The following is a 15,408-nucleotide window of genomic DNA, read 5'->3' as shown; positions in this document are numbered from 1 at the left end:
GTCGATGCGGCTCCGGCGTGCCGGCCGCCAGTCAGGCCGTCTTGGCCTTGCCGACCTCCACGGAATGCACCCCCGGCGCGTCCTTCAGCGTCTCGGCGCCGGCGTCGATGTCGCGGCGCGACACGCGGGTCAGGGCCACGGTGGTGTGTTCCAGGTCGTTCGCCGTCGGCACCACGGTGACGCGCTTGATCTGGCCGCCGCGCAGACCGAGGATGCGCTTCAGCTCGTCGAGCGTGACGGCGTCGCGCTCGTGGTCGATCTCCAGGATGCAGCTCTGTACCCGGGCGCGGTAGGCCTCCTCCAGCGGCTTCACCCCGACCAGGATCGCCAGGATGATGGCGGTGGACAGGCCGGCCGCGAAGAAGAGGCCGCCGCCGGCGGCGAGGCCCACCGCCGCCACGGCCCAGACGCTGGCCGCGGTGGTGAGGCCGCGCACCACCTGCCCGCGCGCGATGATGGAGCCCGCGCCGAGGAAGCCGATGCCCGACACGACCTGGGCGGCGATGCGGGAGGGGTCGAGCGTGACGTGCTCCATGCGGATCGCGTGCTCGAATCCGTAGGCCGACACGATCATCAGGAGGCAGGCGCCGACGCTGACCAGCATGTGGGTGCGGATGCCGGCCGCCCACATCAGCCGCTCGCGCTCGAAGCCGATGAGGCTGCCGAACAGCGCCGCCACGGCGAGGCGCAGCGCGATGTCGAAATCGGAGATCATGGGGTCAGACTAGCGTCACCGCCGCCCCGCCGCCAGCAGCGCCCGCTCGACGGCTTCGACCGGCTCTCCGTCTACGGCCCGGTCGGCGACCGGATCGAGCCGATGCGGGCACGGTCCTGGCGAGGCGTCATGCCCCTCGCCGCGCCGGAAGCACACGGTCGAGCGATGGACGCCGCCCGTCCCCGCTGCCATCCTGGGCGCGTCCCACCCGAGACCGCGCCATGACGCCCGACGACGACCGCGACCTCGTCCTCAACCGCTTCGTCAACGCGCCGCCGGCGGCGCTCTACCGCTGCTGGACCGAGCCGGACCTCCTCAAGCGCTGGTTCGCCCCCGAGCCCTGGACGGTGCCGGTGGCGGAGCTCGACCTGCGCGTCGGGGGCGCGAGCCTCGTCGTGATGCGCGGCCCCGACGGCACCGACTACCCGAACCGCGGCGTCTACCTGGAGCTCGTGCCGGACGAGCGCATCGTCTTCACCGACGCCTACGTCGACGCCTGGACGCCCTCCCCCAAGCCCTTCATGACCGTCGCGCTCGCCTTCACGCCCCACGAGGCGGGGTGGACCCACTACACGATCCGGGCCCGCCACTGGACCGCGGCCGACCGCGAGGCCCACGAGGCGATGGGCTTCCACCAGGGCTGGGGACGCTGCGCCGACCAGTTGGCGCGCCTCGCCGAAGGGCTGTAGGCGCGCCGGGGACGCTCAGGCGGCGCGGCGCAGCCCGACCGCCTCGGCGTGGCCCACCTCCTCGGCGACCAGCTCGGCGGTGGCGGCCGACAGCGTCCAGCCGAGGTGGCCGTGGCCGGTGTTGTAGAACACGCCGGGGCGCTTGCCGCGGCCGACGCGCGGCAGCATGTCGGGCATCATCGGGCGGAGGCCCGCCCAGGGCACGACCTTGGAGGTGTCGACGGCGGGGAAGAGCTGCCGCGTCCAGTCCACCAGCGGCTTCACGCGGTCGGCGCGGATGTCGCGGTTCTCGCCGTTGAACTCGGCCGTGCCGGCGACGCGGAAACGGTCCTGCCCGAGGCGGCTCGACACGATCTTGGTCTCGTCGTCGAGCAGGCTCACCCAGGGCGCCGCGCGGCGGCTCTCGCCCTGGAGGTCGACGGTGATCGAGTAGCCCTTCACGGGGTAGATGTTGACGCGGTCGCCGAGGCCGTGGGCGAGCGCGCGGCTGGCGAGCCCGGCGCAGATCACCACGCCGTCGACCGTCATCGACTCCGGGGCGCCCGGTGCGGCGCCGTGCTGGTGGGCGGGCGACCAGCGCACCGCGTAGCCCTCGGCCTGCGGCTCCACGGCCGACACGTCGGCGTCGTAGACGAACGTCGCCCCGCGCCGCAGGCAGGCCTGCGCCAGGCCGCGGGTGAAGCGGTGGATGTCGCCGGTGCAGTCCGACTCCGTGAAGAAGCCGCCGAAATAGTCTCCGTGCAGCGCGGGCTCGATCGCCTTCATCTCGGAGGGCGTGACCGGGCGCCGGTCGAGCCCGCCCCGGCGCAGCAGCCCGTTGACGTGGGCGGCGTGGTCGTAGCCCGCCCGGTTGCGGTAGACGTGCAGGATGCCGCGCTTCTCGAGGTCGAAGTCGATGCTTTCGCGGGCCGCGACGGCGAAGAGGCGCTCGCGCGCCGCGATGGCGAGCTTGGTGGTCGCGACCGTGTTGGCCTCGTAGCGCGGGATGTTGGCGACGAACTCGGCCAGCCAGGAATACTTGTGCCAGGAGGGCCGCGGGTTCAGCAGCAGCGGCGCGTCGCCCTTCGCGAGCCACTTCAGGCCCTTGAGCACCGTGCCCCAGGAGTTCCACACTTCCGCGTTGCTGGCCGACAGCTGGCCGCCGTTGGCGAAGGAGGTTTCCATCGCGGCGTAGCGCTGGCGGTCGAACACCGTGACGCTGAAGCCGCGGTCGAGCAGCGAATAGGCGGTGGTGATGCCGGTGATGCCGGCGCCGATGACGGCGATGTGGTTCATGGGGGATGCACCTAGTGACAGCGGGACGGCGCAGAACCCGGGCCGCGCGCCGCGGCCGTCCGGTCCTGGCCCCTCTCTGTCACGGGTGCCTGAGAGATTGGCCGATCGCGGGTTGATCCCGCGCGGCGTCCCCTTCGGCGGGCGCGATGGGCGAAAACCCCGCGCCTCTCTCCAGAGTGCTCTCGCGCCGTGGTCCTTTTGCCTGAGAGTTTCCGGGGCGGTTGCTCCGTCGGCGCCCCGGATCGGGTCCGGGGTCTCTCCCGCAGCGCTTGGCGAGCCAGGGGAAGATGACAGGTCGGAGGGCGCGCCGCAACCCCGTGGTCCGACGATTGGTCAGGTCCGGGACAGCCTCAGGCGCATGTCCCCAGCTTCCGCAGCCACAGGCTCACCTCCGGCGCGCTGGGCGCGAGCGGCAGCGTCTCCACGACCGTCCCGGCCAGCAGCGCCGTGCGGGTCGCGACGTAGCGGCTGGCGAAGACCACCTCCCATCCGCCCCCGCCGAGCAGCGCCCCCACGGCCGTCTGTTCGGTGTAGCGGCGGCCCGCCCAGGCGCGCGGGTAGCCGTCGGGCAGGAACACGTCGTGGACGTGCACCAGCGCGCCGGCGGGCAGGCGCGGCAGCACGTCGAGCAGCAGCCGGTCGACCTCGCCGCCCTCCTCCACCACGTGGCTGGAATCGATGAACACGACGTCGTTCGCCGCGAAGGCCGCCGCGGCTTCCGCGTCCTCCGGCCCGAAGGGCCGCGCCGCGTGGCGCAGCGGCAGCCCGGCGAGCGGCGCGCGGGGCCGGGGATCGACGCAGGCGAAATCGGTCGCGAGGCCGCCGTCGGCGATCGCCTGGGCCATGAAGCGGGACGAGTGCCCGCAGCCGACCTCCAGGATGCGCGCCGGCCGCGCCTCGCGGACGATCGTGTAGGCCGCGACGGCGTCGAGCCGCGGGAACCATTCCTGCTCGAACCGGGCCGGCCGCTCGCCCGCGAGGCCGGGGCCGCCGCGGAGGATGCGGGCGAAGTCGGCGGCATGGCGCTCCGCCGCCCGGAGCACGGCGCGGAAGGAGGGCTCGGCCGCGGCGAAGAGCGGCATCAGGGCCGGGTAGGCCGGCCGAACGTCGGGCGGAAGGATCATGGAAGACGGGGCTGCGGAAATGCGGGCATTTCCGCAGCCCTTAACACGGGACGGCGCGACCGAGTCCCGTCGTCCACACCGGACATGACAGTATTGCGCGGGCCGAGACTTTCATTCGATGCAGTCGACCATCCGAGATTGCACCGGATCACCCCTGGGTGATGAACTTCATGCGGTGGGCCTTGTGCAGGTCGATGATGGCGGCGGCCGTCTCCTCGATCGAGCGGCGCGTCACGTCGATGGTCGGCCAGCCGTGCTGGGCGAAGAGCCGCCGCGAGGAGGCGATCTCCTCCGACACCGACATGCGGTCGACGTAGGGCGTCTCCTTGTCGGCGGCGTTGAGCGACAGGAGCCTGTTCTGGCGGATCTGCACGATGCGCTCTGGCGAGGCGAGCAGCCCCACCACCAGCGGGTTCCTCAGCCTCTCCAGGCCCGGCGGCAGCGGCACGCCCGGCACCAGCGGAATGTTGGCGGTGCGGACGCCGCGGTTGGCGAGGTAGATGCTCGTCGGCGTCTTCGAGGTGCGGCTGACGCCGATCAGCAGCACGTCGGCCTCCTCGTAGCCCTCCGCGGTCTGCCCGTCGTCGTGCATCATCGTGTAGTTCAGCGCGTCGATGCGCTTGAAATAGTCGGCGTTGAGCATGTGCTGGGCGCCTGGCTTGGGCGTCGAGGCCGTGCCGAGGTAGGAGCCGAACAGCGACAGGATCGGCTGCAGCACCGACAGGCAGGGCGAGCCGGACTCGCGGCAGGCCTCCTCCAGGCGCAGGCTCAGCTCCTGGTCGACCAGCGTGAACAGCACGATGCCGGGCGCCGCCTCGATCTCCGCGATGGCGCGGTCGAGCTGCGCCCGCGAGCGCACCAGCGGGTAAACGTGCTCGATCGACGACACGTCCTGGTACTGGGCCGCCACCGCGCGGCTGGCCGCGATCAGCGTCTCGCCCGTCGAGTCCGAGATCAGGTGCAGGTGGAAATAGTGCCGTCCCATGGGGGCGTCCGATCGGTGCCGCGTTCGGCACCGCTTTAGCACGGTTTCCGGAGGGCGGCGCCCTTCGGGGCGGAGCCGCGCGACGGTCGACCCTGAAACCTGCGCGGCCGGAGTTTTCCCGTGCCGGGACTCCGCGCAAGCCGCCGAAGAGTCACGCTGAATCCGGGGTCCAGGCCGGTTTTCCCGCCCACCCGCGGCCGCCTGTGGACGGATTCCGCGAAAATCGCCCCCGCCCCGGACCCCTGTGGGAAAGCCCGGTTTCGGCCCCCAGCCGTGGGCCGGTGGAGCCATCGCGGGGCCGTGCCTGTCGACAGGGGGGATTGTGGGGACAAGTCGGCCGGCGGTCCCGACCGGGCGGGGTTCAAGCCGCTGCGGAGTCTGCGGAATCCGGAGCTGTCCCGGGGGCGGCCCGGGAAGGGCTTGACTCCGCCGAGTCCGGGCGCGGCGGTGGGACATGTTGTGTCCACCCTTGGATGACGCTAATCCGGCCCCCCAGCAGACTCAGCAAATCCAAGATTCTAAAAGGATTCTTTTTTGGAAGATCCGATCCGCCGATCCGCCGGAGGCGACCCGGGCGAAGCCTCGCTCTTCCTGCGCGTCCTCGACGGCGAGGTGGCGCCGAAGCCCCCCGTCTGGCTGATGCGCCAGGCCGGCCGCTACCTGCCGGAATACCGCGAGGTCCGCGCCACGGCGCCGACCTTCCTCGACCTCTGCTACGACCCGAAGCGCGCCGCCGAGGTGACGCTGCAGCCGATCCGCCGCTTCGGCTTCGACGCCGCGATCCTGTTCTCCGACATCCTCGTAGTGCCGGACGCGCTCGGGCTGCCGACCGCCTTCGAGAGCGGCCACGGCCCCAAGCTGAAGCCGGTCACCACGGCCGAGGGGTTCTCGGAGCTGCACGAGGCGGTCGACATGGGCCGGCTGGCGCCGGTGCTGGAGACCGTGGAGCGCGTGCGCGGTGCGCTCGGGCCCGAGACGGCGCTGATCGGCTTCTGCGGCGCGCCCTTCACGGTGGCGAGCTACATGGTGGCCGGCTCCGGCACGCCGGACCAGGGGCCGGCGCGCGACCTCGCCTACCGGGACCCGGAGCTGTTCGGGCGGATCATCGACCGGGTGACCGAGGCCTCGGTCACCTACCTGTCGGCCCAGCTCGATGCCGGCGCCGACGCCGTGATGATTTTCGACAGCTGGGCCGGCGTGCTGCCGCGGCTCGAATACGAGCGCTGGTCGCAGGCGCCGATCGAGCGCATCGTCGCCGGCGTGCGGGCACGCCGGCCGGGCGCGCGCATCGTCGGCTTCCCGCGCGTGTCGGGCGGGCAGCTGCTGCGCGCCGCTGAGAGCGGCGTGACCGCGCTCGGGCTCGACATCGTCGTGGACCCGCACTGGGCCGACGCGGCGCTGCCGCGCGCGCTGCCCGTGCAGGGCAACCTCGACCCGAAAGCGCTGATCGCCGGCGGCCGGGCGCTCGACGCGGCGGTGGACGATATCCGCGGCGCCTTCGCGCGCCGCCCGCACGTGTTCAACCTCGGCCACGGCATCACGCCCGACACGCCCATCCCGCACGTCCAGCGGCTGGTGGCGCGGCTGCGGGCCTGACCGGACCGACCACAGGACTCCCCGATGGAAGACTATTACCTCTGGTTCAAGGCGCTGCACGTCGTCACCATCATCGCCTGGATGGTGGGGATGCTCTACCTGCCGCGGCTGATGGTGTACCACGCGACCGTCGGCCCCAACACGCCGCAGTCCGAGACGTTCAAGGTGATGGAGCGGCGCCTGTACCGCGGCATCCTCACCCCCGCCATGCTGGCGGCCTGGGCCACCGGCCTCTGGATCGCCTACCAGGGCGGCTGGTTCCACGCCCACTGGCTGCACGGCAAGATCCTGCTCGTGGTGCTGATGACGGGTGTGCACGGCGTGCTCGGCGCCAACGTCCGCCGCTTCGCGGGCGACGCCAACGCCAAGTCGGCGACCTACTTTCGCGTGGTGAACGAGATCCCGACCGTGCTGCTGATCGGCATCGTGATCCTGGTCGTCGTGAAGCCGTTCTGAGCCTCACTCCAACCTCATCGGCGGGCACCACCCTGCGGCGAGCCCATCGGGCTCGCCGCTTCGCTTTGCGGGGCGTTATCGGGTAGAAGGCGCGGACCGCCGGGGCACGCCGGCCGGTCCCGGCCACAAGGGACAGTCTTGAAACGCTACCTGAACTTCCTTTGGCCGGTGATCGGGCTCGGTGCCGTCGCCTTGTCGCTGTGGCTGCTGTTCCGGGAACTGCATCACGACGATGTCACGCTCGACAAGGTCGGTGCCGCCTTCGCGGCCATCCCGGCGGGCCGGTGGGTGCTGGCGGTGATCTCCACGCTCGTGGCCTACGCGGCGCTGGCCTGGTACGACCGCATCGCGCTGTTCCACCTCGGTTTCAGCCTGTCCTGGCGCTTCATCTCGGCGGTGTCCTTCACCACCTACGCGCTCAGCCACAACATCGGCATGTCGATGTTCTCGGGCGCCATGGTGCGCTACCGCGCCTATTCGACCAAGGGGCTGACGGTGGGCGACGTCGGCGTGCTGGTGGCCTTCTGCTCCTTCACCTTCGCGCTCGGCACGGTGCTGCTCGGGGGCGTCGTGCTCACCTTCGAGCCCGACATCACGGCCCGCCTGTTCCAGTTCGAGCCCTGGCTGGCGCGCCTCGCCGGCCTCGCCATGCTGCTCTTCGTGGCGCTCTACATCGGCGGCGCCGCGCTGCACCTGCGCCCGCTCGTCATCGGCACCTTCAAGCTCGTCTACCCGCGCCTGCCCGTCGCCGCGCGCCAGCTCCTCGCGGGGCCCCTGGAGCTGCTCGGGGCGGCCGGCATCATCTGGTGCGCGCTTCCCGCCGAGCACAACCCGGGCTTCTTCATCGTGCTCGGCGTGTTCCTGGCCTCCTTCTCGGCAGCGCTGCTCAGCCACGCGCCGGGCGGGCTCGGCGTGCTGGAGTTCGTCTTCGTGAAGGCGCTGCCCGACGCGCCGCCGCAGGACGTCGTGGCGGCCCTGCTCGTGTTCCGCCTGCTCTACCTCGTCATCCCGCTGCTGCTCGGCATCGTCTGCGTGGTGCTGTTCGAGCGCGGCCGCCTCGTGCGCCAGCCGGCGCTGGAATGAACGCCCGGCACCCCGGCGCCGGAACGATACGGAAAGCCCACCCATGACCATCCCCGTCGCGCCGCCCGGCTCCGCCGACCTCGATTGGCAGCGCCGCCGGGCGCTCGCGGCCGAGCGCACCGCGCGCATCCTCGCCTGGGCCTTCGGCACGCTGGTCGCCGTGGCGGTGTGCTGGGCCCTGTCCGACATCGTGCTCGTGGTCTTCGCCGCGGCCCTGCTCGGCTGCCTCCTGCGCGGCGGCGCGGAATCCCTGTCGAAGCGCGTCGGCGGGCCCGTGGGCCTGTGGCTCGCCGTCATCGTGCTGCTGCTGCTCGGCTTCCTGGGATTCGAGATCTTCGTGCGCGGGCCGATCATCGCGGGCCAGCTCCGCGACATCTGGGGCGAGCTGCGCGGCCAGGTGACGGACCTGTGGGGGCGCTACGGCCAGGCCGAATGGGTGCAGCCGATCCTCGGCCGCGTGAAGGACTATTTCCAGGACGGCACGCACCAGATCGCCGGCATGGCGGCCGGCGTCGGCACCTCGACGCTCGGAGGCCTCGGCACGCTGCTGGTGATGGTGGTGACGGCAATCTTCTTCGCCATCGACCCCGAGCTCTACGTGTCCGGCATCGCCAAGCTGATGCCCAAGGACTGGCGCCCGCACACCCGCGACACGATGGGCGCCATGGCCCACGTGCTGCGCTGGTGGTTCATCGGCCAGTTCCTCGACATGGTGGCCGTGGGCGTGCTGACCGGCATCGGCCTCTATTTCATCGGCGTGAAGCTCGCCTTTACGCTGGCGCTGATCGCCGCGATCTTCAACTTCGTGCCCTACATCGGCGCGCTGGCCGGCGCCGTGCCGGCGGTGCTGATCGCGCTCGGCCAGGGGCCGCAGACCGCGATCTATACGGCGGTGCTGTTCCTGGTCGTGCAGACGCTGGAAGGCAACCTCATCGCGCCGCTGATCCAGAAGCGCACGGTGGAGCTGGCGCCCGTGCTCACCATCCTGTCGCAGACCGTGCTGGGCTCGCTGTTCGGCCCGCTCGGCCTCGTGCTGGCGACGCCGGTGACGGCGGCCGGCGTCGAGCTCGTGAAGAAGGTGTGGGTCGAGGAGGTGCTCGACGACGAGGCCTGACCTCGACGGACGGACCGGCGCGGGATATCCGAAGCGGGATATCGGCCTATGCCGGAAAGGATATCCCCGTGCCGCTCTACATCCGCGACGACGCCGTGGCCGAGCTCGCCCGCGCCGTGCAGGCCGCGTCCGGCGCCCGCACGGTGACGGACGCGGTGCGGGCCGCCCTGGAGCGCGAGCGGGACCGGCTGAGGAACAGCCTGCCACCCAGCGCCCGGCTCGGCAAGGCCCTGGCGCTGGCCGACGCGATCGCGCCCCAGGGCGCCCCATGATGGTCGACGCCTCCGCGATCGTGTCGATCCTGGCGCGCCGGCCGGGGTCGGATGCGCTGCTGGCGCGGCTCGACGCGTACGGCGGCCCGTTCCTGGCGACGCCGGTAGCGCTGCTCGACGCGGCCGCGGGGCTCGCCCGCGCCAAGGCCGGCGGCCGGACGGTCACCCCCACCCTGCTCGGGCGCGCCCGCGAGGCGGTGGCGGAACTCGCGGCGGCGCTGGCCTTGCGCGAGGTGCCGGTGTCGGCCGACCTCGGGCGCCGCGCCGCCGACCTGCTCGCGGCGGAGGGTGGCGAGCCCGGCCGGGCGCTCAGCGCCGCCGCGGCGCGGGCCTACCGGGTTGAGCTGCTCGCCGCGGGGTGATGCGGGCGGGGCGGGAGCGCGCTATGCTGGTCCTGCCGGAGATCCAGCCATGACGGTCACCCTGTCCCCCGACCAGCTCGCCTGGATCGAGGCCCGCGTCGCCAAGGGCGATTACCCCGACGTGGACGAGGCCGTCCGCGATCTCCTCGCGACCGGCATCGCGGAACACGAGGAAGCGGAGACCGACGACATGGCCTGGGCCAAGCCGCTGGTCGACGAGGCTTTGGCAGAACGCGAACGTGGTGAGTTCACCGTCATCCATGACATCGACGCCTTCCTGAGAGGCATCTTCCGTCCCGAGCGCGGGTGATGGCCCGGATCGACATCGGTCCATCTGCGAAGGCGGATCTCGCCCGGATCGTGGCGGACATGCGCGGTCGAGGCAGAGACCGCGCTGCTGACGAGCTGGAAGCGGAACTCGGCGTCGTCCTACATCGCCTCGCCGCCTTCCCCGAGACCGGTTCGCCCCGGCCGGGTTTGGGCCTCGGAGTCCGCAGCGCGGCCGTCAGACCCTACGTCGTCCTTCACGAGTATGACCGCACGACAGACACGGTCTCGGTCCTCCGCGTGCTCCACGGCCGGCGCCGCCTCTCCCTCGACGCGCCCTGACCGCCGCCCCGACCCATGCGCGCATGCGGGTTGCCGCGCGTCCCCCCGCCGCATAGAAGGGCGGCTCAGTCAAGCGGACAGGGACACCAGGGGACCATGCGCGTCTATTACGATCGGGATGCCGATCTGAACCTCATCAAGGGCAAGAAGGTCGCGGTGGTGGGCTACGGCTCCCAGGGTCACGCGCACGTGCTCAACATGCGCGACTCGGGCGTCAAGGACGTCGTGGTGGCGCTGCGCGAGGGCTCGGCCTCCGCCAAGAAGGCCGAGGGGGAGGGCCTGAAGGTCATGACCCCGGCCGAGGCCGCCAAGTGGGCCGACGTCGTCATGATGCTGACGCCGGACGAGCTGCAGGCCGAGATCTATGCCGCCGACCTCGCCCCCAACATGAAGCAGGGCGCCGCGCTGCTGTTCGCCCACGGCCTCAACGTCCACTTCAACCTGATCCACCCGCGCGCCGACCTCGACGTGCTGATGATCGCCCCGAAGGGCCCCGGCCACACGGTGCGCTCCGAGTATCAGCGCGGCGGCGGCGTCCCCTGCCTCATCGCCATCGCGCAGGACGCCTCCGGCAACGCCCACGACCTCGGCCTCTCCTACGCCTCGGCGATCGGCGGCGGGCGCGCCGGCATCATCGAGACCACCTTCAAGGAGGAATGCGAGACCGACCTGTTCGGCGAGCAGGCCGTGCTGTGCGGCGGCCTCGTCGAGCTGATCCGCGCCGGCTTCGAGACGCTGGTCGAGGCCGGCTACGCCCCCGAGATGGCCTATTTCGAGTGCCTCCACGAGGTGAAGCTGATCGTCGACCTCATCTACGAGGGCGGCATCGCCAACATGAACTACTCGATCTCCAACACGGCCGAATACGGCGAATACGTCACCGGCCCGCGCATCGTCACGCCCGAAACCAAGGCCGAGATGAAGCGCGTGCTCCACGACATCCAGTCGGGCAAGTTCACCCGCGACTGGATGCTGGAGAACAAGGTCGCCCAGACCTCGTTCAAGGCCACCCGCGCCAAGAACAACGCCCACCAGATCGAGCAGGTCGGCGAGAAGCTGCGCGGCATGATGCCCTGGATCGCCAAGAACAAGATGGTCGACAAGGCCCGGAACTAGTCGACTTTCATCCCCCTTCCGCCCAAGCGGGAGGGGGACGCTACTGTGCGTTGGGCGTTGTGCCCATGATCGGCAGCGCCGCCGCGATCGCGGCCTCCACCCGGCGCGCGACCGGCTCGCCATAATGGCCGTCGTCGAACCATTGTGCGTCGTCCGCGGCGCCGGGATCGCCCCGGCGCAGGTCGACGAGGATCGTCCCGGCGTGGCGCGCCGCGAGACGCTCCGTCGCCCTCAGGCAGGCCGCCTCGGCCCGCGCCGGGGTCGAGGCCGGCGGCGGCAGCGCCGAGGCGTGGACGGGCGGGCGCACCAGCGCCACCCGCGCGTCGCCGGGCAGGTGCGCCAGCCGCTCGCCGAGCCGGTCGAGCGCCGGGAAGCGGCGCGCGTCGTCGATCACCTCCCCGGCCGGTCCGGCGGGCTCGGCCCGCGCGGGCGCGGCGAAGCTCGGCGTCCGGCCCGCGGCGTAGTTCCAGTAGCCGTCCCGCCGCGCCGGGGCGGCGAGGCCCAGCAGGAACCCGACGCGCCGGGCCGCCTGCTCCAGCGCCGCGAAGCGCATCAGCCCGCCGAGGTAGGCCGCCGGGCTCGGGTCGTAGAGCCAGAACGGGAACGGGTTCGTCATCGGCAGGGCGGGGTCCTCGGTGCACCAGGCGGGGTCGAGGCCGAGCGCCAGCGCCCGCGTGCCTTCGCCGTGGTGGCGCAGGAAGGCGTCGAGGATCGCCAGCTGCTCGCGCGGCCCCGTGCCCGGCACGGCCAGCGACACGAAGTGGAACCCGGTCGCGCGCGACAGCGCGGCGGGATCGACGAGCTGGATGTGCGAGTTGCCGATCACGGCGGCGTCGAAGGCGGGGTCCCGGACCCGGCTGGCGTCGGCGACGCGCGGCGCCGCCTCGGGCGTGCCGCGGTGCGGCTCGCCGAAGGCGCCGCGGTCGTAGGGGTCGAGCAGCGCCACCGCGGCCAGCAGCCCCACGGTCAGCGCGGCCAGGGTGCCGAAAAAGGTCGCGACGAAGCCGCGCCAAGCCGCCGCGTCAGAACTGGAAGTAGACGAATTCATAGTTCTCGCCGTCGCCGAGCTTGAACAGGAGCAGCGCCGCCAGCGCCGCCAGCGCGGCGGCCCCGAGCCGCGCGGGCCGCATGCGCCAGACCGCGTCCCAGGCCACGGGGCCGAGCATCGCGGCCCCGGCCGCGATCGCGAGCGTCAGGGTCCGGAAGCCGCCGCCCCACGGGGCGAGCCCCGCGAGGCTGCCGTAGAGCGACAGCGCGCTCGCGAAGGTGGGCATGCGGAACGGCACCCAGAGCAGCGTGACGAAGGCGAAGGTGAGCGCCCAGCCGAGCGCGGCCGGCATGCGCCAGCCCCGACGGCGCCAGAACAGGCCCGCCGTGAGCCCGAGGCCGTGGCCCGCGCCCCAGGCCAGGAAGGTGAGGTTGGCGCCGTGCCACAGGCCGCCGAGCGTCATGGTGGCGAACAGCGCGCCGACCTCGACGGAGAGGCCGTGGCGGTTGCCGCCGAGCGGGATGTACAGGTAGTCGCGCAGGAAGCGCGACAGCGTGATGTGCCAGCGCCGCCAGAAGTCCTGCAGCGACGCCGCCCGGTAGGGCGCCCGGAAGTTCTCCGGCAGCACGATGCCGAACAGCAGGGCGATGCCCAGCGCCATGTCGGTGTAGCCCGAGAAGTCGAAGTAGATCTGGAAGGCGAAGCCGAGCACCGCGTGCCAGGCCTCGGCCCCGGTGGCCTGCGCGCCGGCCGTCACCTTGGCGAAGACGGGCGCGATGGCGCCCGCGATGCCGTCGCCGAGCAGCACCTTCTTGGCGAGGCCGATCGTCAGGAGCGCGAGGCCCCGGCCGAAGCGGGCCGCGGCGTCCGGCCGGCGGTAGGGCCGCTCGTCGAGCTGGTGCATCATCTCGCGCCAGCGCACCAGCGGCCCCGCCAGCACCTGCGGGAAGAACGCGATGTAGGCGGCGTAGCGCGCGAGGCCGAAGCGCGGCGCGACGCCCGCCCGCAGGTCGCTCAGGTACATGATGTGGTGGAAGGTGAAGAAGGAGATGCCGAGCGGCAGCGCGAGGCCGATCCCCGGCGCGGCGGCCCCGAGGGCGAGGCTCAGGGCGAAGTCGAGGTATTTGTAGACCCCGAGCAGCAGGAGGTCGGCCGCGATCGCGATCCCGACCACGGCGCGCCATCCGGTCCGCGCGAAGAGCTGGGCTGCGAGCCAGTTGAACAGCACGGAGGCCGCCAGCAGCGGCGCGAAGCGGACGTCCCACAGGCCGTAGAACACGAACGACAGGCCGACGAGCGTGCCGAGGCGCCACTCGGGCCTGTAGCGCTCGACGAGGACGTGGAGCGCCACGGCGGCGGGGAGGAAGCCGAGCAGGAACGGCAGCGCGTTGAACAGCATGGGCCCGTTCGGTCGGAAGCTCGGATCCAGCGGTCTGTTTGACCGCGCCGCGCTGATCCCGCAAGCCGGTGGCGTGCGAACCTCGGGAGAGCCGGCCGTGAACATCCTGTCGATCCAGTCCCACGTCGCCTACGGCCACGTCGGCAACGCGGCCGCGGTGTTCCCGCTGCAGCGGATGGGCCACGAGGTGTGGCCGATCCACACGGTGCAGTTCTCCAACCACACGGGCTACGGCGCCTGGCGCGGCCAGGTGTTCGACGCCGGGCTGATCGCCGACTGCGTGCTCGGCCTCGACGAGCGCGGCGCCCTCGCGCGCTGCGACGGCGTCCTGTCGGGCTACATGGGCTCGGCCGACACGGGGACCGCCATCCTCGACGCCCTCGCCCGCGTGCGCGCCGCGAGCCCTGCGGCGCTCTACTGCTGCGACCCCGTGATCGGCGACACGGACACGGGCGTCTTCGTGCGGCCGGGGATCGCGGACTTCATGCGCGAGCGCGCGCTGCCGGCCGCCGACGTCCTCACGCCCAACCAGTTCGAGCTCGACCTCCTGTGCGGCGGCGAGAGCCGCTCGGCCGCGGGCCTCGCCCGCGCCCTGTCGGGGCTCCACGCGCGCGGGCCGCGCGCCGTGCTGGTGACGTCCCACCTCGGCGAGACCACGCCCGCCGACGCGCTCGACCTCGTCGCGTCCGGCGACGGCGGCGCGTGGCGGGTCCGCACGCCGCGGCTGCCGCTCTCGGTGAACGGCGCCGGCGACGCGGTGGCGGCGCTGTTCTTCGCGCGCTACCTCGAGGAGGGCTCGGTGCCGGGCGCCCTCGCCCACGCGGCCTCGGCGGTGTTCGGCCTGCTCAGCGCCACGCTGGAGGCGGGCACGCGGGAGCTGGCGCTGGTGGCCGCGCAGGACGAGTTCGTGCGGCCGAGCCGGGCCTTCGCGCCCGAGCCGGTCTGATCGGCACTTTCTGCCGCAGCGCGGGAACACCTGTCCGCCGCGGCGATTGTGAGGGGGCATTTCCGAACCGCCGGAGGAGAGAACCATGGCCACCGAGGCCCGCGACACCGACCCCGCCTCCCTGAACACCCCCAACGACCTCGGCGACAACGGCCGCCAGGCCATCGCCGACTCGGTCAACAAGCTCGTGGCCGACGCCTTCGTGCTCTACACGAAGACCAAGAACTTCCACTGGCACATGACGGGCCCGCACTTCCGCGACTACCACCGCCTGCTCGACGACCACGGCGACGCGATCTTCGCCACCACCGACCCGCTGGCCGAGCGCGTGCGCAAGCTCGGCAAGAAGACCATCCACTCCATGGGCGAGATGATCAAGATCTCGCACCTCAGCGAGAACGATTCCACCTTCGTGTCGCCGCTCGACATGCTGAAGGAGCTGATGAGCGACAACAAGAAGATGGCCGCCGCCATGCGCGAGACGCACGAACTCTGCGATGAGCACAAGGACGTGGCCACCGCGAGCCTGCTCGAGGAATATATCGACGCGACCGAGCTGCGCACGTGGTTCCTGTTCGAGACGATCCAGGGCGCCGACCAGTCCGGCCACTGAGCCCGGTCGACCAACCCAGGACAGGCGGCCTCCGGGCCGCCTTTTTCGTTTCCGGCGCCGGCGTGG

Annotated in this window: 18 protein-coding genes and 2 riboswitches; of the genes, 12 read left to right on the top strand and 6 right to left on the bottom strand. The window is 72.0% G+C overall.

Annotation, left to right across the window (positions count from 1 at the left end):
- Window positions 1–31: 31 nt before the first annotated feature.
- On the bottom strand, window positions 32–715 hold the full coding sequence (locus L7N97_RS11960) for an MgtC/SapB family protein (RefSeq protein ID WP_237478494.1): 684 nt from the start codon (window positions 713–715) through the stop codon (window positions 32–34).
- Between the two features lie 221 nt (window positions 716–936).
- On the opposite strand from L7N97_RS11960, the gene L7N97_RS11955 reads away from it, so the two are divergent.
- Window positions 937–1,404 (top strand): SRPBCC family protein, encoded by a 468-nt coding sequence (locus L7N97_RS11955; protein WP_237478493.1) that lies wholly within the window; start codon window positions 937–939, stop codon window positions 1,402–1,404.
- 15 nt (window positions 1,405–1,419) lie between these two features.
- Here the strand turns inward: L7N97_RS11955 and L7N97_RS11950 are convergent, their stop codons facing one another.
- The 3 genes from L7N97_RS11950 to L7N97_RS11940 all read right to left on the bottom strand — a co-directional run bounded on the left by L7N97_RS11950 (window position 1,420) and on the right by L7N97_RS11940 (window position 4,788).
- Window positions 1,420–2,679: a D-amino acid dehydrogenase gene (locus tag L7N97_RS11950; protein ID WP_237478492.1), complete on the bottom strand. Its 1,260-nt coding sequence runs from the start codon at window positions 2,677–2,679 to the stop codon at window positions 1,420–1,422.
- 72 nt (window positions 2,680–2,751) lie between these two features.
- Window positions 2,752–2,858, bottom strand: a riboswitch (glycine riboswitch).
- Window position 2,859: 1 nt separating this feature from the next.
- Window positions 2,860–2,952, bottom strand: a riboswitch (glycine riboswitch).
- 77 nt (window positions 2,953–3,029) lie between these two features.
- Complete coding sequence (locus L7N97_RS11945; RefSeq protein ID WP_237478491.1) at window positions 3,030–3,803, bottom strand: class I SAM-dependent methyltransferase; 774 nt, start codon at window positions 3,801–3,803, stop codon at window positions 3,030–3,032.
- Window positions 3,804–3,951: 148 nt separating this feature from the next.
- Window positions 3,952–4,788, bottom strand: a complete 837-nt coding sequence (locus L7N97_RS11940) for a pyruvate, water dikinase regulatory protein (protein ID WP_237478490.1) — start codon at window positions 4,786–4,788, stop codon at window positions 3,952–3,954.
- Between the two features lie 534 nt (window positions 4,789–5,322).
- Between L7N97_RS11940 and hemE the strand changes: the two genes are divergently transcribed.
- The 9 genes from hemE to ilvC all read left to right on the top strand — a co-directional run bounded on the left by hemE (window position 5,323) and on the right by ilvC (window position 11,396).
- Window positions 5,323–6,384 carry a uroporphyrinogen decarboxylase gene (gene hemE, locus L7N97_RS11935; protein WP_428980986.1) on the top strand — a complete coding sequence of 354 codons (1,062 nt, stop codon included), beginning with the start codon at window positions 5,323–5,325 and terminating at the stop codon, window positions 6,382–6,384.
- 24 nt (window positions 6,385–6,408) lie between these two features.
- Window positions 6,409–6,840 (top strand): protoporphyrinogen oxidase HemJ, encoded by a 432-nt coding sequence (gene hemJ / locus L7N97_RS11930; protein WP_237478489.1) that lies wholly within the window; start codon window positions 6,409–6,411, stop codon window positions 6,838–6,840.
- 138 nt (window positions 6,841–6,978) lie between these two features.
- The gene (locus tag L7N97_RS11925; RefSeq protein WP_237478488.1) at window positions 6,979–7,923 is read left to right on the top strand and encodes a lysylphosphatidylglycerol synthase transmembrane domain-containing protein; all 945 of its coding nucleotides are present in this window, start codon (window positions 6,979–6,981) and stop codon (window positions 7,921–7,923) included.
- 43 nt (window positions 7,924–7,966) lie between these two features.
- A complete protein-coding gene (locus tag L7N97_RS11920; protein ID WP_237478487.1) occupies window positions 7,967–9,037 on the top strand; it encodes an AI-2E family transporter in 1,071 nt (356 codons plus the stop codon).
- A gap of 68 nt (window positions 9,038–9,105) precedes the next feature.
- Window positions 9,106–9,309 carry a type II toxin-antitoxin system VapB family antitoxin gene (locus tag L7N97_RS11915; protein ID WP_237478486.1) on the top strand — a complete coding sequence of 68 codons (204 nt, stop codon included), beginning with the start codon at window positions 9,106–9,108 and terminating at the stop codon, window positions 9,307–9,309.
- Window positions 9,309–9,671, top strand: coding sequence for a PIN domain-containing protein (locus L7N97_RS11910; protein ID WP_237478485.1), 363 nt, complete (start codon window positions 9,309–9,311; stop codon window positions 9,669–9,671). Before L7N97_RS11915 ends, L7N97_RS11910 begins: the two co-directional genes overlap by 1 nt.
- A gap of 49 nt (window positions 9,672–9,720) precedes the next feature.
- Complete coding sequence (locus L7N97_RS11905) at window positions 9,721–9,981, top strand: ribbon-helix-helix domain-containing protein (RefSeq protein ID WP_237478484.1); 261 nt, start codon at window positions 9,721–9,723, stop codon at window positions 9,979–9,981.
- The gene (locus tag L7N97_RS11900) at window positions 9,981–10,280 is read left to right on the top strand and encodes a type II toxin-antitoxin system RelE/ParE family toxin (protein ID WP_237478483.1); all 300 of its coding nucleotides are present in this window, start codon (window positions 9,981–9,983) and stop codon (window positions 10,278–10,280) included. The genes L7N97_RS11905 and L7N97_RS11900 overlap by 1 nt, the downstream gene beginning before the upstream one ends.
- 15 nt (window positions 10,281–10,295) lie before the next feature.
- Complete coding sequence (ilvC, locus tag L7N97_RS11895; RefSeq protein ID WP_255721651.1) at window positions 10,296–11,396, top strand: ketol-acid reductoisomerase; 1,101 nt, start codon at window positions 10,296–10,298, stop codon at window positions 11,394–11,396.
- A gap of 40 nt (window positions 11,397–11,436) precedes the next feature.
- Here ilvC and L7N97_RS11890 read toward each other — a convergent pair whose 3' ends face one another.
- Both L7N97_RS11890 and L7N97_RS11885 read right to left on the bottom strand, forming a co-directional pair.
- On the bottom strand, window positions 11,437–12,444 hold the full coding sequence (locus tag L7N97_RS11890; protein ID WP_237478481.1) for a hypothetical protein: 1,008 nt from the start codon (window positions 12,442–12,444) through the stop codon (window positions 11,437–11,439).
- Window positions 12,419–13,783 carry an MBOAT family O-acyltransferase gene (locus L7N97_RS11885; RefSeq protein WP_237478480.1) on the bottom strand — a complete coding sequence of 455 codons (1,365 nt, stop codon included), beginning with the start codon at window positions 13,781–13,783 and terminating at the stop codon, window positions 12,419–12,421. The genes L7N97_RS11890 and L7N97_RS11885 overlap by 26 nt, the downstream gene beginning before the upstream one ends.
- A 97-nt stretch (window positions 13,784–13,880) precedes the next feature.
- Here L7N97_RS11885 and pdxY point away from each other — a divergent pair, with 97 nt between their 5' ends.
- A complete protein-coding gene (gene pdxY / locus L7N97_RS11880; RefSeq protein WP_237478479.1) occupies window positions 13,881–14,729 on the top strand; it encodes a pyridoxal kinase PdxY in 849 nt (282 codons plus the stop codon).
- 85 nt (window positions 14,730–14,814) lie between these two features.
- Window positions 14,815–15,342: a Dps family protein gene (locus tag L7N97_RS11875; RefSeq protein WP_237478478.1), complete on the top strand. Its 528-nt coding sequence runs from the start codon at window positions 14,815–14,817 to the stop codon at window positions 15,340–15,342.
- Window positions 15,343–15,408: the final 66 nt, after the last annotated feature.

The organism is Lichenibacterium dinghuense, from assembly GCF_021730615.1.
GTDB lineage: Bacteria > Pseudomonadota > Alphaproteobacteria > Rhizobiales > Beijerinckiaceae > Lichenihabitans > Lichenihabitans dinghuensis.
Note: the sequence above shows the minus strand (reverse complement) of the source record. Positions and strands in the feature narration are given on the sequence as shown.